Consider the following 20,258-nt stretch of genomic DNA (forward strand, 5'->3'; position numbering starts at 1 on the left):
TGCTGTGCAACAAAAAACTGTTAGTCTGCGCTACGTGCCCGCGTTACGAAAAGAGTCGATGCCTTTCAATCGGTGTTATCTTTTCGATAGAGAAAGGTGGCGCCTTCCATGTTTTATCAGCTTTATGAATTGAACCATGCCGCCATGGCGCCGTTTCGCGCCGCGGCAGATATCATGCGATTTGCCTATGCCAATCCGCTGAATCCGTTCTCCCATACGCCGTTCGGCCGGACGATGGCGGCAAGTCTCGAAATGTTCGAACGCACGACGCGCCGCTATGGCAAGCCGGAATTCGGATTGAAGCAGACGACGATCGGTGAAAAGACGGTTTCCGTCCGCGAAGAGGTTGTCTGGTCGCGACCCTTCTGCAATCTTCTGCATTTCGCCCGCGGTATTCCAGCCGCCCGCGGCAATGACCCACGCATCCTGATCGTCGCGCCGATGTCCGGCCACTATGCCACGCTGCTGCGCGGCACGGTCGAGGCGCTGCTGCCGAGTGCCGATATCTACATCACCGACTGGATCGACGCTCGCATGGTGCCGATGACGGAAGGCACGTTCGATTTCGACGATTACGTCGACTACGTCATCGAGATGCTGCATTTCCTCGGTCAGGACACGCATGTCATCGCCGTCTGTCAGCCTTCCGTTCCGGTGCTGGCAGCCGCTGCCGTGATGGAGGAAGCCAGGGATCCGCTTTCGCCGGCGTCGATGACGCTGATGGGCGGCCCGATCGACACGCGCATCAACCCGACGGCGGTCAATAAGCTCGCCCAGGAGCGGTCGCTGCAGTGGTTCTCCGACAACGTCATCATGAACGTGCCCTGGCCGCAGCCGGGCTTCATGCGCCCGGTCTATCCGGGATTCCTGCAGCTTTCGGGCTTCATGTCGATGAATCTTGATCGCCACCTCGTGGCGCACAAGGAATTCTTCATGCATCTCGTGAAGAACGACGGCGAGCCGGAAAGACATCGCGATTTCTACGATGAATATCTCGCTGTCATGGATCTGACCGCCGAATTCTATCTGCAGACGGTGGAGGAAGTCTTCATCAAGCATTCGCTGCCGAAGGGCGAACTGATGCATCGCGGCAAACGCGTCGATCCGGCGGCAATTCGTAACGTGGCGCTGCTGACCGTCGAAGGTGAGAATGACGATATCTCAGGTGTCGGCCAGACAAAGGCGGCGCAGACTATCTGCGTGAACATTCCCGAAGATATGCGCATGCACTATCTCCAGCCGGATGTCGGCCATTATGGTGTTTTCAACGGCTCGCGTTTCCGCCGCGAGATCGCGCCGCGCATCATCGATTTCGTCCGAAAGCATTCCCGTTCCGCCGTCAAGCCTCCGATCCCGCGTGTCATCAAGGGCGGCCGGACGGGCTGAATCAGGGGCAGCTGAATTAGCAAAACGAATTCAAGGCTTTGTCCGATTTCGCGGGCAATCGTCTTGAAGGCGCTTATTGCGGTTACCACATCGATTTCAGCGTTCGGTATTCTGCCGGGCGCGGAAAGCGAGGGATACCCGCACGATGAACCAGTCAGCATTGCTTCGACCGGATTGGACTCCGGCTACCATTGCCCTGATGATTCTCGGCTTCATGGTTTTCTGGCCTCTGGGTCTTGCCATGCTTGCCTACATCATCTTCGGCGACCGTCTGCGCGGCTTCAAGCGTGACGTCAACCAGGCGACCGATGGCTTCTTCGCCTCCTGCCGCCGCCCGCATGGCCGTCACCGCCCACACTTCTCGACCGGCAACGGCGCCTTCGACGACTGGCGTAAGGCCGAACTCGACCGGATGGAGGAAGAGCGCCGCAAGCTTGACGAAATGCGCGAGGAATTCGACTCGTATCTGCGCGAGCTCCGCCGGGCCAAGGATCAGGAAGAGTTCGACCGCTTCATGCGCGACCGCAGGAACGCCAAGCGCGATGACAACGGCCCGGTCGCCGAATATCAGACGCCGTAAACGCCTGAACGATGAAATGATGACCGGCATCTGTCGATGCCGGTTTTTCCATGTCTGCCCTTCCGCCGATCATTTAGATTTGCCGGCGAATCGTATAGAAAACACGCATGTTCTCGCTTCTGAAAACAATGTCGAAGGCGCGAAAGCCGGCTCCGCCCGAAATGCGGACGCTCGATGTCGCCGGCCGGCTCATGCCGCTGACGATCAAGCAGCACGACCGGGCGACACGAATCACGCTGCGCATCGAGCCGGGTGGCCGCGCCTTGAAGATGACGGTGCCGAAAGGCCTTGCCGCGCGCGAGGTCAATGCCTTCCTCGACCGTCATCAGGGGTGGCTGCTCACCAAGCTTGCCAAGTTTTCGACCGATACCGGCCTGCGTGACGGCGGCGAAATCCTCCTTCGCGGCGTTTCCCATCGCATCCAGCATAGCGGCAGCTTGCGCGGGCTGACGGAGGCGGTTTCAATAGACGGCAGGCCGGTGCTGCGCGTCAGCGGCATGCCGGAACATGTCGGACGGCGCATTGCGGCCTTTCTCAAGAAAGAGGCGCGTGCCGATCTCGCAAGACTGGCGACGATGCACGCCGCAGCGATCCGGGCGCCGATCCGCTCGATCTCGATGAAGGATACTCGCAGCCGCTGGGGCTCGTGTTCGTCGGAGGGAAATCTGAGCTTTTCATGGCGCATCGTCATGGCGCCGCCGTCGGTGATCGATTATCTCGCCGCCCACGAGGTCGCCCATCTCAAGGAAATGAACCACGGCCCGCACTTCTGGGCCCTCTGTGGCAAACTTTGCCCCGGCATGGACGAGGCGAAATCCTGGCTCAAGCGGCATGGCAGCCAGTTGCACGCGATCGATTTCGACTAGCGCATAAACTCGAATATCGGAATCGATTTTTCGGAAAGGATTACGCGCAGATTTAAAGTGATAGAGCTTCTCTAGGGCGTCCTTTGGACGCGCGGCGCTCTGGCCGAGAGCCGCGCTAAATTCAGCGTCCGTCGCAAATTGGCTCGACTCTTTCTGCATTTCGTGTCACTTCGCTGCCATGAGACCGGATATCAAGATCTGTGGCTTGAAGACGCCCGACGCTGTCGATCGCGCGCTGAAACGCGGCGCGACCCATATCGGTTTTATCTTCTTCGAAAAGAGCCCGCGCTATATCGAGCCGGACCTGGCGGCAAAACTGGCCGAACCTGCGCGTGGCAAGGCGAAAATCGTCGCCGTCGTCGTCGATCCGACCAATGACGAACTCGACGAGATCGTGTCGATATTGAAGCCGGATATGCTCCAGCTTCACGGCAACGAGAGCCCCGAACATGTGCTGACCATAAAGGCGGTCTATGGTCTGCCTGTGATGAAGGTCTTTTCGGTCCGCACGGCAGACGACCTGAAGCGCGTCGAGGCCTATATCGGCATCGCCGACCGTTTCCTCTTCGACGCCAAAGCGCCGAAGGGTTCGGAACTGCCTGGCGGCAACGGTATTTCCTTCGATTGGAGCCTTCTCAGCTGGCTTGACGGCAGCGTCGACTACATGCTTTCCGGCGGGCTGAACAAGGACAATGTCGCCGAGGCGCTTTTCGTCACCAAGGCACCGGGTATCGACGTCTCCTCGGGTGTCGAAACTGCGCCTGGCGTGAAGAGCGTCGCGAAGATCGATGAATTTTTTGACGCGGTCGAAAAGGCGAATGCGCCGATGATGGCCTCAGGGAGTTGAGAGTGAACGAGACGCCTAAACCGAATTCCTTCCGTTCCGGCCCCGATGAAGATGGCCGTTTCGGCATATATGGCGGTCGTTTCGTCGCCGAAACACTCATGCCGCTGATCCTGGATCTGCAGGACGAGTGGAACAGGGCGAAGAACGATCCGGCATTCCAGGCCGAATTGAAGCATCTCGGCGCGCATTATATCGGCCGCCCGAGCCCGCTCTATTTCGCCGAGCGGCTGACGGCCGAACTCGGCGGCGCGAAGATCTATTTCAAGCGCGAGGAGCTGAACCATACCGGCTCGCACAAGATCAACAACTGCATCGGCCAGATCCTGCTCGCCAAGCGCATGGGCAAGAACCGCATCATCGCCGAAACCGGGGCCGGCCAGCACGGCGTCGCCTCCGCGACCGTGGCCGCCCGCTTTGGCCTTCCCTGCGTCGTCTATATGGGCGCCACCGACGTCGAGCGTCAGGCGCCGAACGTTTTCCGCATGAAACTGCTCGGCGCGGAAGTCAAACCGGTCACCGCAGGCAGTGGCACGCTCAAGGACGCCATGAACGAGGCGCTTCGCGACTGGGTCACCAATGTCGAAGATACCTATTACCTGATCGGAACGGCCGCCGGTCCGCATCCCTATCCGGAGATGGTCCGCGATTTCCAGTCGGTGATCGGTATCGAAGCGAAGGAGCAGATGCTGGCGGCCGAAGGCCGTCTTCCGGATCTGGTCATCGCTGCCGTCGGCGGCGGCTCGAACGCCATCGGCATTTTCCATCCTTTTCTGGATGATCCCTCTGTCAAGATCGTCGGCGTCGAAGCCGGCGGCAAGGGTCTGCAGGGCGACGAACATTGCGCCTCGATCACCGCCGGTTCGCCGGGCGTGCTGCACGGCAACCGCACCTACCTGCTGCAGGATGGTGACGGTCAGATCAAGGAAGGCCATTCGATTTCGGCCGGCCTCGATTATCCCGGCATCGGCCCCGAACATTCCTGGCTGAACGATACCGGCCGCGTCGACTATGTGCCGATCATGGACCACGAAGCGCTCGAGGCTTTCCAGACCCTGACCCGCCTCGAAGGCATCATCCCGGCGCTCGAGCCCTCGCATGCGATTGCCGAGGTCATCAAGCGGGCACCGACGATGGGCAAGGACGAGATCATCCTAATGAACCTCTCCGGCCGCGGCGACAAGGATATCTTCACCGTCGGCAAGCTTCTGGGAATGGGACTGTAAGACATGACCGCACGCATGGACAAACGCTTTGCCGAGCTGAAGGCCGAGGGCCGTCCGGCGCTTGTGACCTATTTCATGGGCGGCGATCCTGACTACGACACCTCGCTTGGCATCATGAAGGCGCTGCCGGAGGCGGGCTCAGACATTATCGAGCTCGGCATGCCCTTTTCCGATCCGATGGCCGACGGCCCGGCGATCCAGCTGGCCGGCCAGCGCGCGCTGAAAGGCGGCCAGACGCTGAAGAAGACGCTGCAGCTGGCGGCCGATTTCCGCAAGACCAACGATGCGACGCCGATCGTGATGATGGGTTACTACAACCCGATCTATATTTACGGCGTCGAGAAATTCCTCGACGACGCACTCGCCGCCGGCATCGACGGCCTGATCGTCGTCGACCTGCCGCCCGAGATGGATGACGAACTCTGCATTCCGGCGATCCGCAAGGGCATTAATTTCATTCGCCTGGCGACGCCGACGACCGATGAGAAGCGCCTGCCGAAGGTATTGAAGAACACCTCCGGCTTCGTCTACTACGTCTCGATGAACGGCATCACCGGTTCGGCGCTGCCCGATCCGTCGCTGGTTTCGGGCGCGGTCGAGCGCATCAAGCAGCATACCAGCCTGCCCGTCTGCGTCGGCTTCGGCGTCAAGACGGCGGAACATGCAAAGGTCATCGGCGGTTCGGCCGACGGCGTCGTCGTCGGCACCGCGATCGTCAATCAGGTCGCGACCAGCTTGACGCATGACGGAAAGGCAACGGCGGACACCGTTCAGGCCGTTGCCACGCTGGTGCGTGGCCTTTCCACGGGAACACGTTCGGCGCGCCTTGTTGCTGCCGAATAGTTTGCCCACATTGGCAATAAAGCATGTCGCGCAAAAGTGTGCAGCGTTTTTGCGGCAACGACATGCGGAAAACTAGGACCTAAAGCGTGGCAGATCGCGACGCGCTTTAGACTATCAGGAGTATTCGAGTTGAACTGGATCACCAACTACGTTCGCCCGCGGATCAATTCCATGCTGGGCCGTCGCGAAGTGCCGGAGAACCTCTGGATCAAGTGCCCGGAAACGGGCGAGATGGTCTTCCACAAGGACCTGGAAGGCAACAAATGGGTCATTCCGGCGTCCGGTTATCACATGAAGATGCCGGCCAAGGCCCGCCTGGCCGATCTTTTCGACAATGGCGAGTTCGAATCGCTGCCGCAGCCGAAGGTCGCGCAGGATCCGCTGAAGTTCCGCGATTCGAAGAAATATAGCGATCGCCTGCGCGACAGCCGCCTGAAGACCGAACAGGAAGATACGATCCTTGCTGGTGTCGGAAAGGTGCAGGGACTGAAACTCGTGGCCGTCGTGCACGAATTCAACTTTATCGGCGGTTCGCTCGGCATGGCCGCCGGCGAGGCGATCGTCAAGGCTTTCGAGCGTGCGACGGCTGAAAAGTGCCCGCTGGTGATGTTCCCCGCTTCCGGCGGCGCGCGCATGCAGGAAGGCATCCTGTCGTTGATGCAGTTGCCGCGCACGACGGTTGCCGTCGACATGCTGAAGGAATCCGGCCAGCCCTATATCGTCGTGCTGACCAATCCGACAACGGGTGGCGTCACGGCCTCCTATGCCATGCTTGGCGATATTCATCTGGCAGAACCCGGCGCCGAAATCGGCTTTGCCGGCAAGCGCGTGATCGAGCAGACCCTGCGTGAAAAACTGCCCGAAGGCTTCCAGACCTCCGAATACCTGCTGGAGCATGGTATGGTCGATATGGTCGTCAAACGTCACGATATTCCGGAAACGCTGGCGCGCCTCTTGAAGATCCTGACCAAGAAGCCGGTTTCTGCGGCGAACGATATGAATAGCGGCGCGATTGCTCTGGCGGCAAGCGCCTGATAACCGACAAGCAGGCGGGGTGCCGAATTGATACCCAGAGGCCAAACCGCGGTGAGTGAGGCAGCACAGGAGATCGACAAGCTCATGGGATTGCATCCCAAGGGTTTTGATCTGTCTCTCGATCGCATCACCCGTCTTCTCGATGTGCTCGGCAATCCGCACAGGAAACTGCCGCCGGTGATCCATGTCGCCGGCACCAATGGCAAGGGGTCAGTCACCGCCTTCTGCCGCGCTTTGCTCGAAGCCGGCGGCTACAGCGCTCATGTCCACACTTCACCGCATCTGGTCAATTGGCACGAGCGTTATCGCATTGGTGTCAAGGGTGGACGCGGGCAGCTTGTCGATGACGCCGTCTTTGCCGAGGCCGTGCGTCGCGTGGCCGCTGCCAATGCAGGACAGCACATCACCGTCTTCGAAATCCTGACGGCGGTCACCTTCATCCTGTTTTCCGAACATCCGGCCGATGCCGCGATCCTCGAAGTCGGTCTCGGCGGCCGGTTCGACGCCACCAATGTCATTTCCGATCCGGCCGTCTCAGTGATCATGCCGATTTCGCTGGATCACCAGCCCTATCTCGGCGACAGGGTCGAGCTGATCGCGGCCGAAAAGGCCGGCATCATGAAGCCGGGATTTCCCGTTGTCATCGGTCATCAGGAATATGACGCAGCTCTCGACGTGCTGATGTCGACGGCCGAACGGCTGCATTGCCCGAGCGCCGTCTTCGGGCAGGATTTCATGGCGCATGAGGAATATGGCCGGCTCGTCTACCAGGACGAGTTCGGTCTTGCCGACCTGCCGCTGCCGCGCCTTCCCGGCCGGCATCAATATGCCAATGCCGCTGCCGCCATTCGGGCCGTCAAGGCGGCGGGTTTTACCGTCACCGAGACGATGATGGAAAAGGCGATGGGTTCGGTCGAATGGCCGGGCCGGCTGCAGCGTCTGAGCGAGGGCCGGCTGCTGTCGCATGCGCCCGCCGGCGCCGAGATCTGGATCGATGGCGGGCATAATCCGGGTGCCGGCGAAGTGATCGCCGAAGCCATGGCCAATTTCGAGGAGCGCCAGTCTCGGCCACTTTTTCTGATTATCGGCATGATCAACACCAAGGATCCGGTCGGCTATTTCAAGGCCTTTGCCGGCTTGGTCGAGAAGATATTCTGCGTGCCGATCCGCGGCAGTGAAGCGATGATCGACCCGGTGATCTTGTCGAATGCCGCCTATGATGCCGGCTTGGTTGCCGAACCGATGTCGACGGTCGGGGATGCGCTGGAAGCGATAAAAGCCGTCGTCGATCCGGAGGCATTGCCGCCGCGCATCCTGGTCGGCGGCTCTCTCTATCTTGTCGGCGATGTGCTTGCCGACAACGGCACGCCCCCGAAATGAAGGCCGCGAAATGAAAAAGCCCGGTCGAACCGGGCTTTTTCGTCAAGTAATATAAGTTGGCCGATATCAATCAGGCGGCGCTCGAAATCCAGTTCGACAGAGCCGTCTTCGGCTTTGCGCCGACAGAGATATCGGCAACTTCGCCGCCCTTGAAGATTGCAAGGGTCGGAATGGAGCGCACACCGAACTGTGCAGCGAGTTCCGGGTTCTCATCGATGTTCAGCTTGGCGACCTTGACCTTGCCTTCCATCTCGACGGCGATTTCTTCGAGACTCGGAGCAATCATCTTGCACGGGCCACACCATTCGGCCCAGAAATCGACGACGACGGGTTCTGCGGATTCCAGAACTTCCGACTGGAAGTTATTGATATCGACTTTCACGGTAGCCATGCGCTGCTCCTTTAACGGAATTGGGTGTTGAACCACATGTGATGGTGCGGTGCCGAATTTTCAATGTCCGGTATTTCACTTTGTCTTGACCGCTGCAAGCGCCAAACCGAGCGCTTTTTCGCTCAGCGTGAAGAGTGAGGCGTTCTCGGTATAGACAAGCATGCAATCGATACGCCTATCAGCATAGAGTGGCGTCAGGATCTCGCGATAGATCGCCAGCTGCGCCCGGTGCGCGAAGGGGATAGCCTCCTCTGTTGCCGGCGGCACCCGATTGGTCTTGTAGTCGAGAATGACGACGCGATCGGCAAGGACGGCAAGACGGTCGATGCGGCCGGAGACGGCATAGCGCCGATCTTCGAGCGTCAATGTTCCCATGATCGAAACTTCTGGCTGGGCCTGCGCACCGAGGACGGCCTGCAGACCTTCCTCGTCCAATAGTTTCAGAACCGAATCGACAAGCTTGCGCCGTTCGGCTTCCGGCCAGAATCGAGCTGCCCGTTCAGCATAACGGCTGGCCGCATCAGGTCGCTCCGCAAGTGGAATTTCGGGAAGCGCCTGCAGCATGCGATGGATCAGCCTGCCTTTCTCCAGTGAACGATCGCTGCGCTCCGTCTCGCCGAACAGCGGCGAGACGACCAGCAGGCCACCCGCGTCTTCATCGATAATCGTCCCGGCGCCGGAAGGACTGAGCGGCCGGGGCAGCTCAGCCTGCGGCGGCAATGGCCGCAACAGGCCGTCCGGCAAGGTCTCCTCGCTGCCGCGCTCTTCGCTGCGGCCGATACGCTCGAAGCTTCGTTCCACCCGCGGCACGCGCCATTTGATGCCCGGCCATTCCCCATCGGGACCGGAGAATGTGGTCGCCTCCACATGCGGATGGTCGTCGCGCAGTGCCGTCGAAATCATCATGTGCCAGGTGTCGTTGTTCACACGCACGCCACGATAGCCGCAGACGACCAGCCGGTCGGCGGCACGCGTCATGGCGACATAGAGCAACCGACGATATTCTTCTTCGGCCAGCATCTGGATACGCGCGGCATCATCCTGGGTCAGCGAATTGGCGAGATCGGAGACAGGAACCCAGACGGGCATCGGCGGTTCGTCGGGGCCGGTCTCGATCAGACGAAGCTTCGGCAGATGGGTATGGGTGAAGGCCTTCGAACCGCCGTCGACGAGGAAAACGATCGGTGCTTCAAGACCCTTGGAGGCATGCACCGTCATGATCCGCACCTCGTTGCGCCCCTTGTCCTGCTCGCGCTTCATCACCGGTGCTTCGAGTTCCAGCGTCGAGATGAAGGATTGCAGCCCGGGAAGGCCGGAGGTCTCGTGGTCGAGCGTGAAGGTCAGGAATTCGTCGAGGATATCGCTGACCTCGGTGCCGAGACGGGCAAGGAATTGCCGCCGCCCGCCGTAGCTGCCCAGCACGCGCGCATAGAAATCGTGAACCGAAAGGCTCCTGGACTGCCGGAGAAACAGCTCCAGCCTCTCGACGGCGGCGCGGAAACGCTCGGTGCCGTCGGCGGCGAAGCTTTTGAGATGGCTCCAGACGCTCTGATTGTCGCCACGCAACGCGGCGACCGCAAAGATGTCGTCCTCCGAAAGGTCGAAAAGCGGGCTCTTGAGCACGGCGGCGAGCGAAAGATCGTCTTCCGGCAGAAGCAGGAAACGGCCGAGCGCCAGCAGATCTTGCACGGCGATATGGCTGGTCAGCACGAGCCTGTCCGCACCGGCGACGGGAATATCGCCGCGCCGCTTCAACGCGCGCGTCAATGCATTGACGAAGGCGTCGCGCTTACGCACCAGCACCAGGATGTCGCCAGCCTCGATCGGGCGCTCCTTGCCTTTGTCGACGATCGTTTCGCGGCCGACGAGACTGCCGATCGAATGGGCGATCCGCCGTGCGAGGATCGCGGCCGGCGCGCTTTCCGGCGTCGCGTCGAAGGGCGCCGTCCAGTCCTCCTCCTTCATCACCGCTTCCGGCGCGACCATCTCCCAGAGGTCGACGGCGCCGGGATGGCCGATGCGGCTGGAGCGATGCACGACCGGTTCGCCGAGCGCGCTGAGGCCGCGCGCGTTCTCGGGTGCCTTGAAAATGTGGTCGACGGCCTCAAGCACGTCGGCGGTCGAGCGGAACGACAGCGGCAGCCGCACGGTGGAAAAACTCTGCCCGCTGTCGGAAACGCGCCGCCGCGTCCGGTCGCTCTCCTCGGAAAAACGCTCGGGTCTCGCCCCCTGGAAGGAATAGATCGACTGCTTTTCGTCGCCGACGGCAAATAGCGTGCGCACGATCGGCCGGGCGCTTTCGCCGGAGAAGAAATCTTCGGCGAGCGACTGGATGACGCTCCACTGGATCGGGCTGGTATCCTGGGCCTCGTCGACGAGGATATGATCGATGCCGCGATCGAGCTTGTAGTGGATCCAGGGGCCGACGCCACTTTTCGTCAGGAGGTCGGCGGTGCGGGTGATCAGGTCCTCGAAATCGAGCTGGCTGCGCTGCTTCTTCAACTCCTCATAGTCGTGATTCAGCCGATCGGCGAGCACGAGCGCCGCATGCGTGGCGCCGTACATCCGCATCAGCTTCAGCCGGTCGCGGCTTGCTGCGACATGCGCGCGGGCGATGGCGATAGCCTCCGCCAGTTGCGGTGCCTCGGCAAGCATGGCCTTGACGAAGAATTGCGAGTCCGCCTTGGGCTCGCCCTTCACGGTCAGAAAGATTTTTTCGAGGATCTCAGCGCGCCTTGCGTCGTCGCGCTCCCGCCCGGTGAGCCTGAGGCCATAGGCAACCTCTTGCGCCTTCGCACCGCCTTTCTGGTCGGCGAGCGAGAGATAAAGCTCCAGCGTGCCGCCCGAAAGCGCGGGCAATGGCCAATATTGCGCCGCGATCCGGTCTTCGGTGTCGCCGGCGGCAAGGCCGAGCCTTTTGCGCAGAACCACTTCGACGCCGCCCTGCTGTTCCGCCGTCGCGGTGAAACGACGAATGGCATTGCGGTTGGCGACGATGTCGCCGAGCAGGTTCTCCAGTCCGGATTCATCGCCGAGATTGAGCACGTAGGCGAATGCCTCGGAAAGGGCGCTGTCTTCGTCAGGCGCCGTTGCCGTCAGCAGCGCTCGGCGCGCATCGGAAAGCAGCGCCACCGCCGCGCGATCGTCGAGAACCGAGAAATGCCCGGCAACGTTGGCCTCCAACGGGAACTGATGCAGCAGTGCCTCGCAAAAGGCATGGATCGTCTGGATCTTCAGTCCGCCGGGTGTCTCCAGCGCCTTGGCAAACAGCCGGCGGGCCTCGGCAAGCTTCAGTCCGTCAGGAGCCATGCCTTCGATCTGTGTGATCCGCCGTCCGAGGTCTTCATCGTCAAGCACCACCCATTCCGCCAGCCGTTCGAAGACGCGGTTCGACATTTCCGACGCTGCGGCCTTGGTGTAGGTCAGGCATAAAATGGCGGAAGGCCGCGCCCCTGATAGCAGCAGCCGGATGACGCGCTGTGTCAGCACATGCGTCTTGCCGGAACCGGCATTGGCCGAGACCCATGCCGAACGCAGCGGATCGGAGGCAATCGCCTGCTGGATCGTCGTCCAGCCGATCCAGGCGCCCGGATCGTCGTCGTTGGGAATGGCGGTCACATCACTCATCGCCGCCGCCCTCTTCGGTTTCGGCCGTCGACCATTCGGAAACGCGGGCGAGATGATCGTAGTCGCCGCCGAAATCGAATTGCTGGGCCGGGATCAGCCGCGAGGTAAAGCCTCTTTCGTTGGATTGCAGCAACCCCACGAATTTGACCAGCTGGTCGATCGATTCGGCGGCGAGATCCATCGCCGATTTCGCCTTGTCGCTGCGGGCAGAACTCTCATTGTTGACGGTATCGACCTGGAAGCGGCTTCCCGGACGCAGACGCACATAGAGAAGGTCCTGCGGCATGAGGCTGCCGGCATCGCGGAAGGCACCGGCGCTCAAGGCGGCCGCTTCAAGCGCAAGCTGTGGATCGAGAAGCACGCGTGCCTGCGCCGGCGAGGGATTGAAGCCGGTCTTGTAGTCGATGATATCGGCCGAGTGTGGCCCCGTGACGTCGATCCGGTCTGCGACGCCGGTGAGCCGGATATTGATCGGCTCCAGCTCCATGCCGCCCCGTACTTCCGTCAGCGTTTTCAGGATGCCATGCCGGCGTCCAGCCTCCCATTCAAGGAAGGCGCGGGCCACCGCGCGAAAGCGCGGCCGCCACACGGCATCGATATGCGGCGGCAATTTTTCCATGTCGAAAAGCTCTGAAAGGATGGCCTCCATCGCTGCTGCCGCATCCGGCGTGCCGGCGATATGGGCTTCGCGGATGAAACGGTCGATGATCTTGTGGTAGAGCGTTCCGCGTTCGGCGGCCCCTGGATCGCGATTGAACGGCTCGACCGGGTCGAGCCGCAACACACGGCGGGCATAGATGGCATAGGGATCTCGGCGCAGCCGGCCGACTTCACTGAAGGAATAGGATTTCGGCTGCAGCGCCAGCGGCGGTTTCGGCGAGGGGCGCTGCGCCGGCGCCTGAGCATCTCCTCGATCGATGAGAGCGGCCCATTGGAGGAACCGATTACCGCGTCCCTTCAATTCCGCTTCGAACGCCTCTCCGCCGAGCGCCAGCAGCCGCTGCAGCCAACGCGAGGCGACGGTTGGCGTTGAGCCCTGGCGCAGCGCGCGCGAATAGATCAGATGGCGCGTACCGTTTGCCATCTCGAAATCATGCGCCAGCTGGCCGATGCGCCGCTCCGGAGGCTCGAGGCCGATCTCCGTCTTCATCATGCGCGGAATGAAGGGATTATTGGCGGTCTGTCCCGGCCACGTGCCTTCGTTCAGGCCGCCGAGGATCAACGTATCGACGCTCTGCAGGCGGGCTTCCAGCGTGCCGAAGATGAAGAGCCTCGGATGGCTGAGCGCCCGTGGCTTCACCGCATGACCGGCGGCAAGGGCTGCCATGATGTCGATCCATTGCGGTCCGTCGGCCTCCATCTGGCCGTCCGTGTCGATCACTTCACCAAGCAGGGCGGCGAGGGCGTCTCCCGCTTCGTTCGACCAGAGATCGGCGAGATTGCCGTGCGGATCAACCGCGACCGCTTCAAGCGAACGGCCGGTGCGCTTCGCCCATTCCGACAATGTGAAGCGCGCTGTTCTTCCACGATCTTCCGGCCGCTCCCGCATCAGCGCCGAAGCCAGAGGCTCGGTCGCTTGTGTCACCCGCCGGGCAAGGTCGTATGCGGCGTCGGCGGCCTCGGGCGAAAGCGCTTTTCGCCATTGCGGCGCGTGCCTGTCCAGGGCCTGTTCGGCAAGTTGGTGAGCGAGCAGCGGTTCCAGCGTGCTGATATCCACCTCTGCCACGCCACCGCGCAGTGCCAGCAGCTCGAGCGCCTCGGTAGCGGAAATCAACGCGCCGCGTTCCAGGCCGAAGCGGGCAAGCGGATGTTTGAGCAGCGAGATGATCGCCACCGGATCGCCCGGCCGCAGCGCTGCCTCCAGCAGCAATTGCAGCAAGGTGCCCTGCGGCATGGCCGAAAGCGGCGTACCGGCCGAATCGTCGGCGAGGATGCCGAAGCGGGAAAGCTCGGCCATCACCCGCCGCGCAAGATTGCGATCCGGGGTTATGAGTGCTGCCCGGCTCTCGCTGTCCTGTCCCGGTCTTTCCAGCGCCAGCCGGAGCGCGATGGCAATCGCGGTTGCTTCCTCGCGCTCATTGGCGGCTTCAATCAGCGAGACATCAGAGAAGGACGAAGACAGCGCGCCTGCCGGCAGGTCGGTTTTCCAAGCTCCCCAGTCACTGGTCGCCTCCGCCGGAGCAAGGGCCTGCGACAGGATTTCGGCACGCCGCTCAAGATCGGCCTCCGGTCTGTCGAGGAGCGTGAGGTCGGCCCGCGTCAGCTTCAGCCGCTTGAGCAGCGAAGACAGACCATACTGCGGATGGCTCCGGCTTGCCGGATTGGCATGTTGGCCGGGCGCCGGTTCCGGCGCGACCATCTGCCAGTGCCTTTCGGGCATGGAGAGATCGAGACCTGGAAGCACGATCACGCCTTCCGGCAGATGGGCGACGGCGGCAATGAGATCGGCGGTGGCGGGAACGGAACCCGTCGAACCGGCGATGATGATCGGCCCGGCGGGTTTCGTCGCCGAAAGCCGGCTTGCTTCGGCCCGGAGAATGGCGTTTCTGTGCCGCGCCGGCGAGGATTTGCCGAGTTCGGCCAGCCGCTCGGGCCAGAAGGCGCTGGCGATCTGCAGGAACTCCGCCGTCAACTGCCACCAGGCGGCATAATCGCCGGTATCGAGTTTCGACAGCTCCGACCAGTCAAGATCCTCGGTCTCGATGGAATCGATCAATTCCGCAAGATTGCGGGCGAGCCAGATCGCATCCGCCGGGCTTGCCGGCGCGACGAGCGGCGAGTCCGAGTGGATGTGGCGGACGATCTCCGGCAGCTTGTTTCGCCAGGCGAGGATCAGGCGCGCAAGCTCCAGCAGACGGGCGGTATTCGACAGTGGCTGGGCGAGATCGATCGTTGCCGGCAGCGCCTCGTCGAAATAGCCGCTATCGTCATCGGTTTCGCCGAGCGGGCGGATCATGGGGAGGATCGCCGAGCGGCCGCCGAGCAGGTCGACGAATTCGGAACGCAGCACACGCACGGCGCGCCGGGTCGGCAGGTAGATCGTGACTTTGGCAAGCGATAGCGGATCATCGGCGTCGTGCCGGAAAATCGGCGTCAATCGGCCGTCGCAAAGTGTCGTCGCCAGCGTTTTCAGGAAGGAGAGGCCTGCGGGGATCGTCACGATGCGTGGCTGGTGCCGCTCCGCCATGGCTTACGCAAACGTCCGCAGTCGCCGGATCGTTTCCTCCGCCTCGCCGATCGCGTCGGGCGTGCCGACCGTTAGCCAATGGCCTTCGAGCACCATGCCGAAAAGCCGTCCGCGCGCGATCGCCTTGTCGAAATAGATATTGAGGTTGAAGGCATCCTTCGGTGCATCGTCGAGCAGCGACGGGTTCATGACGATCGCCCCGGCATAGACGACGGGATTGGAGGGATCATCGCGATAACGCGTCAGCCGGCCATCGACCGCGAGACTGAAGTCGTTCTTGCCGTTGTGACCCGTCGTATCCTCGATCCCAACGCAAAGCAGCGCCATATCCATGCGTTCGGCATCAAAGAATCCGGCTAAGCGTTCTAGGTTCGTCGGCCGCCCCTGCTGTTCGCCGATCCAGAAAAGATCGGCGTTCATGACGAAGATATTGTCGCGGCTAAGCAGCCTCAGCCCCTTCGCCAGGCCGCCGCCGGAATTCATCAGTGCGTCCCGCTCGTCCGATATGACGATGTCGAGGCCGTGATAATTCCCGAGATGGTCGAGCATCTGGTCGGCGTGGTGGTGAACGTTGACGACGGCGCGTTCGATGCCGGCCGCGACCAGGCAATCCAGCGTGTAGTCGATCATCGGCTTGCCGTCGATCTTCACCAGCGGCTTCGGGATCGTATCGGTGATCGGGCGCATGCGGGTTCCGAGACCCGCGGCCAGTACCATGGCTTGTCTGATGGTCATTCTGATCCGGAACTTATGATTCGCTCTGGCCTATTCCAGCCCTTGCGCACCAATCGCGCAAGGGGGCAAGCGTTTCATGCTCGAGCGCGACGTTCAGATAGGAAAGCGTCCGCGGCATATGTTTCAGATAGCCCGGCTTGCCGTCGCGCTGCAACAAGCGCACCCAAAGACCCGCAAGCTTGCAGTTGCGCTGCGCCGACATGATCGCCCAGGCCTTCATAAATCCGGCTTCGTCGAAACAGCCCTGCGCGCGGCGAAGCCCCAGATAATCATCCATCAGCTGCCGGAAGAGGTCCGGCTCGATCGTTACGCGCGCATCCTGGACGATCGAGGCGAGGTCATAAGCCGTCGGGCCGATCATCGCGTCCTGGAAATCGATGAGGCCGATCCGTTCGACGCCCTTCGCATGCGGTCTCCAGATGATATTTGGCGAGTGGAAATCGCGCAGCAGTAGGTTCTTCTCGGCCGTTGCGAGCTCGTCGATGAGCGCATCCCAGATCGCTAGATAATCCGCGCGTTCGGCGTCCGTTGCAGGTGCACCCTGGCGCTTCCAGGGCAGGTGCCAGTCGAGCACCAGCCGCACCTCCATCTTCATCGCCGTGCGGTCGAAATCAGGAATATGGTGGACATGGCCCTTTCCAACGGAGATGTCCTGCGGAAATTTCAGGGCGTGCAGTCTGGCCAGGCAGGCAACGCTTTCGCGATAGCGTTCTATAACCGGCTGTCCGTGGGCATCCAGCACGCCGTCGCTGCCGAGATCCTCGATCAGCAGGATACCTTGATCATAATCCACCTTGTAGACTTCGGGCGCCGCAAAACCGTCCTTGCGCAGCGTATCGGCGATCGCAACGAACGGATAAGCGTTTTCGGCAAGATGCGCGACTTTGGGATAGGGTTTGCCGTCGAGAACCGGCGGGCCTTCAGCAAGCGGCGGCCAGTCCATCAGGATGATGCGCTGGTTCCCGGCCTTCGGATAGATCGCCTCATAGGCGCGCAGCGAGGCATCACCGGTCAGAAATCGGCGTTTCGCAGTGGGGTAACCGGCGGTATCAAGGAACTCGCGGATCGCCAGGACGCGGCGGATGCGTGTATTTTGCGCGCCAGCGGCTTCGATCGTTGCCCGGCGGCCGCTGCCTTCATGCGCCAGCGTCAGGGTGATGCGCTCCGCGGGCAGTTCGCTCTCCGCCATCTCAGGCCATTCGACGAGGCAGATACCGTTCTGCAGGGCCTCGTCGAAGCCAAGCTCCGTCAGTTCGGCAGGGTCGCCGAGCCGGTAGAGATCGAAATGCGAAACGGCGATGCGCAGATCGTAGGATTGCACCAGCGTGAAGGTCGGGCTCGGGACCTCGAGCCCCTCGTCATCGGCCATCGCGCGCAGGATCGCCCGGGCGAGCGAGGATTTCCCGGCGCCGAGATCGCCTGAAAGGGCAAGGCAATCGCCGGCCTTCAGCGCCAGCGCCAGGTCTTCACCGAGGCGGATGGTAGCCGCCTCGTCTTTCAGGAAAAGCGAGATCGCATCGCTGGTCGTCATTCGGCGGCGGCGGAATGCGGGACATCGACCGAGGGGATACGGCAGACGACGGTCGTGCCCTTGCCCGGCTCGCTGTCGATCGTCACATCGCCATGATGCAGACTGACGAAGCTGTCGACGATCGAGAGGCCGAGGCCGGCGCCGCCGCGTTTGCCGCTTTTCGCTCCCGTAGCAAACCGGTCGAAGACGGTCGCGATCATGTCAGGTGAGATGCCGGGGCCGCGATCGCCGACGGAAAAGACGAAATCCGTGCCTTCGCGATGGCATTCCAGCGAGATCGAGGTGCCTTCGGGCGAGAAATTCGCCGCATTGGACAGAAGCTTCAGAAGGATCTGCTTCAGCCGCTGCGGATCGGCAACGATCGAGCCGAGATAGGCGGGTGCGGTGATTTCAAGCGCGACACCGCTTTCGTGCAGGCGATCTGCGATCTGCATCGAGACGTCGTCGAGCAGGTCGTTGAGATCGATATCCGCATAATTGAGGCGCATGATGCCGGCGTCGACGGTCGCAAGGTCGAGAATATCGTTGACGAGCGTCAACAGAACCGAGGACGAGGTCGAAATGTGGTCGATATATTCGGCCTGCCGTTCGGTAAGCGGCCCGACGCCCGGCGTGCGCAGGAGATCGGTGAAGCCGATGATGTTGGTCAGTGGCGAACGCAGTTCATAGGAAACGTGCTGGACGAAGTCGTTCTTCAGCTCGTCGGCCTTGCGCAACGCTTCGTTTTTCTCGGTCAGCGCGCGCTCGGCACGCACGCTGTCCGTCATATTGACGAAGGTCAGCATGGTCTGCGCGTTCGGCAGCGGGATGACGGCGTAGTCGAGCACCAGGCCGGAGAAGAGTTCCAGCGTTCCCTGGCCCGAGCGGCGTTCGTCGTCGAAGCTGGTGATCAGTTCGGCGAAGGTCTTCCAGCCGTCCGGCTGGTCATAGGACGGGGCGCAGGCCTCGCCCAGCGCACGAATATGGGTGCCGGGCTTGGCTTCGGTTTCGGTGATCCCCCAGAGCGCGCGGAAGGCCGGGTTCGAAAGGCGGATGCGTCCATCAGGACCGAACACCGCCACACCTTCGGAAAGATGGTCGATCGTTTCGCCCTGCACCTTGACCAGCGTGTTGTAGCGCGTTTCAAGATCGACCTGTTCGGTCAGGTTTTCGAACACCCAGGTGGCGCCGCCCTGCGGATGGGCGGTCGCAAAGACGCGCAACGTTTGCCCGTTCGGCAGATGCCAGAGATCGGTTTGCGTGTCGAGCGCGCGATAGACGGAAAGTGCGGCTTCCTTCCAGCTTTTCCAGTTGAGCTGGTCCGGCAGTTTCTTGGCCGCCCGCAGCCGCTCGAGCAGCTCACTATTGTCGGGCCGGCCTTCGAGGAAGGCGATATCCAGCTCCCAGAGCGCGACGAAGGCCTGGTTGTAGAATTGCAGCCGGCGCTCGCCATCGAAGATGGCAACAGGCGTGGCGAGATGGTCGAGCGTTTCGGCATGGCTCTTCAGCGTCCGTTCCAGCTCGGCGCGCACGGCCTCTATGTCGGACACATCGATCGCGATGCCGGCCGAGCCGCCGGGAACCCTGACGTCGACGACGTCGAAGAATGTGCGGTTTCCGTGCACGACCGTCGAGATCTTGTCGTGGAAGGGCGACTCCGGCGTCGTCGTGGCGCGAATGCGTTCGCGCGCCACGGTCGTCAGCATCTCGCGGCCTTCATTGATCGCCTGCTGCGGCGATCGCGCTTCGACCGCCTCGCCATAAGCCTGGTTGACCCAGGTGAGGCGACCCACCGGATCGCGCTGCCAGGCCGGCATGTCGATCGCGTCGAGCATGGTCTGGAAGGCGGAGATCGAGGTCATCAGCCGGTCGCGCTCGATCCTGAGTTCTGCGAGCTCGGCGCGCAGATTGTTGAGCGCCACGAAACGCACGAAGGCACGCCCGCCGGAAACCCGGCCCTGCGCCTCGAGGATTTCGTCGCGGATGGTTTCGACCACCATGTCGAAGCTCTGTGCCTCGTCGCGCAGCCGGTCGATCGCCTTTTCCAGCTCGGAAGCCGAACGTGACTTCAGCCACAGGCCGAAGGCCAGGAATTCGCCGTCCTGCGGCGCGCCGGTCTCAGGCGGAAGCTGGCCGAGCAGTTCGGGGCGCGCATTGCCGTCCCAGATGACGATCCGCCGGTTCTTGTCGGCGATCAGAGCCTGGTATTGCGAAATGCGCTGCTGGGCATCGGAGAGCGCCGAGCGGATTTCCCGGCTCTCGTTTTCCAGGTTGCCGCGCTGACGCACGAGCCACAGCGTCGACAGCAGTGCTGCCGATATGACGCCGATGACGACGGAAACACCGATCACTTGCGAGGATGTGAAGAGGTGAGCCGTCGCCGCCGCCTGCTGCTCCGCCTGTGCCAGGGCCGGCCGCGCCAGCGCGGCAAGCGCCGTGCCGGCCGCGCAGCTTTTCAGGAAGCGCGCCAATGGTCCGTGCTCTTGCTTTGCGGCCTCGTGTGCCGTTGCAGATTTATATCCTTGACCTGCCATCAGCGGACGGCGATGGGCGCGTGCGCCATCATCCGCCTGACCGGGCAGGCTGCTTTTTATTTCCGACATCCGCGGTATGTCTCCGTCCTTCAATGTGCCGCATTACGACAAGAC

At 62.0% G+C, this 20,258-nt stretch carries 14 protein-coding genes; 8 read left to right on the forward strand and 6 right to left on the reverse strand.

Annotated elements, in window-relative coordinates; all coding sequences use genetic code 11:
- Positions 1-108: 108 nt before the first annotated feature.
- The 8 genes from AC2444_RS21620 (at position 109) to AC2444_RS21655 (ending at position 8,160) form a co-directional block, all read left to right on the forward strand.
- Positions 109-1,386 (forward strand): polyhydroxyalkanoate depolymerase, encoded by a 1,278-nt coding sequence (locus tag AC2444_RS21620; RefSeq protein WP_012759555.1) that lies wholly within the window; start codon positions 109-111, stop codon positions 1,384-1,386.
- 145 nt (positions 1,387-1,531) lie between these two features.
- On the forward strand, positions 1,532-1,966 hold the full coding sequence (locus AC2444_RS21625; protein WP_012759556.1) for a DUF2852 domain-containing protein: 435 nt from the start codon (positions 1,532-1,534) through the stop codon (positions 1,964-1,966).
- 107 nt (positions 1,967-2,073) lie between these two features.
- Positions 2,074-2,832, forward strand: a complete 759-nt coding sequence (locus tag AC2444_RS21630; protein WP_012759557.1) for a M48 family metallopeptidase — start codon at positions 2,074-2,076, stop codon at positions 2,830-2,832.
- Between the two features lie 178 nt (positions 2,833-3,010).
- Positions 3,011-3,679, forward strand: coding sequence for a phosphoribosylanthranilate isomerase (locus AC2444_RS21635; protein WP_012759558.1), 669 nt, complete (start codon positions 3,011-3,013; stop codon positions 3,677-3,679).
- A gap of 2 nt (positions 3,680-3,681) precedes the next feature.
- A complete protein-coding gene (gene trpB, locus AC2444_RS21640; RefSeq protein WP_012759559.1) occupies positions 3,682-4,902 on the forward strand; it encodes a tryptophan synthase subunit beta in 1,221 nt (406 codons plus the stop codon).
- Positions 4,903-4,905: 3 nt separating this feature from the next.
- Positions 4,906-5,745 carry a tryptophan synthase subunit alpha gene (gene trpA, locus AC2444_RS21645; protein ID WP_012759560.1) on the forward strand — a complete coding sequence of 280 codons (840 nt, stop codon included), beginning with the start codon at positions 4,906-4,908 and terminating at the stop codon, positions 5,743-5,745.
- A gap of 129 nt (positions 5,746-5,874) precedes the next feature.
- Positions 5,875-6,780 carry an acetyl-CoA carboxylase, carboxyltransferase subunit beta gene (gene accD, locus AC2444_RS21650; protein ID WP_012759561.1) on the forward strand — a complete coding sequence of 302 codons (906 nt, stop codon included), beginning with the start codon at positions 5,875-5,877 and terminating at the stop codon, positions 6,778-6,780.
- A gap of 27 nt (positions 6,781-6,807) precedes the next feature.
- A complete protein-coding gene (locus tag AC2444_RS21655; RefSeq protein WP_017995601.1) occupies positions 6,808-8,160 on the forward strand; it encodes a bifunctional folylpolyglutamate synthase/dihydrofolate synthase in 1,353 nt (450 codons plus the stop codon).
- A gap of 70 nt (positions 8,161-8,230) precedes the next feature.
- On the opposite strand, the gene trxA is transcribed toward AC2444_RS21655, so the two are convergent.
- From trxA to AC2444_RS21685, 6 genes are all read right to left on the reverse strand, one after another.
- Positions 8,231-8,551 (reverse strand): thioredoxin, encoded by a 321-nt coding sequence (gene trxA / locus AC2444_RS21660; RefSeq protein ID WP_003544118.1) that lies wholly within the window; start codon positions 8,549-8,551, stop codon positions 8,231-8,233.
- Between the two features lie 75 nt (positions 8,552-8,626).
- On the reverse strand, positions 8,627-12,178 hold the full coding sequence (addA, locus tag AC2444_RS21665) for a double-strand break repair helicase AddA (protein WP_012759563.1): 3,552 nt from the start codon (positions 12,176-12,178) through the stop codon (positions 8,627-8,629).
- Positions 12,171-15,365, reverse strand: coding sequence for a double-strand break repair protein AddB (gene addB / locus AC2444_RS21670; RefSeq protein WP_012759564.1), 3,195 nt, complete (start codon positions 15,363-15,365; stop codon positions 12,171-12,173). Before addB ends, addA begins: the two co-directional genes overlap by 8 nt.
- 3 nt (positions 15,366-15,368) lie before the next feature.
- Positions 15,369-16,100 (reverse strand): nucleotidyltransferase family protein, encoded by a 732-nt coding sequence (locus tag AC2444_RS21675; protein ID WP_012759565.1) that lies wholly within the window; start codon positions 16,098-16,100, stop codon positions 15,369-15,371.
- Between the two features lie 13 nt (positions 16,101-16,113).
- On the reverse strand, positions 16,114-17,631 hold the full coding sequence (locus AC2444_RS21680) for a bifunctional tRNA (adenosine(37)-N6)-threonylcarbamoyltransferase complex ATPase subunit type 1 TsaE/phosphotransferase (RefSeq protein WP_012759566.1): 1,518 nt from the start codon (positions 17,629-17,631) through the stop codon (positions 16,114-16,116).
- Positions 17,628-20,213 carry a sensor histidine kinase gene (locus AC2444_RS21685; RefSeq protein ID WP_012759567.1) on the reverse strand — a complete coding sequence of 862 codons (2,586 nt, stop codon included), beginning with the start codon at positions 20,211-20,213 and terminating at the stop codon, positions 17,628-17,630. The genes AC2444_RS21680 and AC2444_RS21685 overlap by 4 nt, the downstream gene beginning before the upstream one ends.
- Between the last annotated feature and the right edge of the window lie 45 nt (positions 20,214-20,258).

It is taken from the genome of Rhizobium sp. WSM1328, assembly GCF_057653715.1.

Coding starts and splice junctions, on each gene's coding strand:
- AC2444_RS21620 (WP_012759555.1), top strand. CDS start 109: ATGTTTTATCAGCTTTATGAATTGAACCATGCCGCCATGGCGCCGTTT.
- AC2444_RS21625 (WP_012759556.1), top strand. CDS start 1,532: ATGAACCAGTCAGCATTGCTTCGACCGGATTGGACTCCGGCTACCATT.
- AC2444_RS21630 (WP_012759557.1), top strand. CDS start 2,074: ATGTTCTCGCTTCTGAAAACAATGTCGAAGGCGCGAAAGCCGGCTCCG.
- AC2444_RS21635 (WP_012759558.1), top strand. CDS start 3,011: ATGAGACCGGATATCAAGATCTGTGGCTTGAAGACGCCCGACGCTGTC.
- trpA (WP_012759560.1), top strand. CDS start 4,906: ATGACCGCACGCATGGACAAACGCTTTGCCGAGCTGAAGGCCGAGGGC.
- trxA (WP_003544118.1), bottom strand. CDS start 8,551: ATGGCTACCGTGAAAGTCGATATCAATAACTTCCAGTCGGAAGTTCTG.
- addA (WP_012759563.1), bottom strand. CDS start 12,178: ATGAGTGATGTGACCGCCATTCCCAACGACGACGATCCGGGCGCCTGG.
- addB (WP_012759564.1), bottom strand. CDS start 15,365: ATGGCGGAGCGGCACCAGCCACGCATCGTGACGATCCCCGCAGGCCTC.
- AC2444_RS21675 (WP_012759565.1), bottom strand. CDS start 16,100: ATGACCATCAGACAAGCCATGGTACTGGCCGCGGGTCTCGGAACCCGC.
- AC2444_RS21680 (WP_012759566.1), bottom strand. CDS start 17,631: ATGACGACCAGCGATGCGATCTCGCTTTTCCTGAAAGACGAGGCGGCT.
- AC2444_RS21685 (WP_012759567.1), bottom strand. CDS start 20,213: ATGTCGGAAATAAAAAGCAGCCTGCCCGGTCAGGCGGATGATGGCGCA.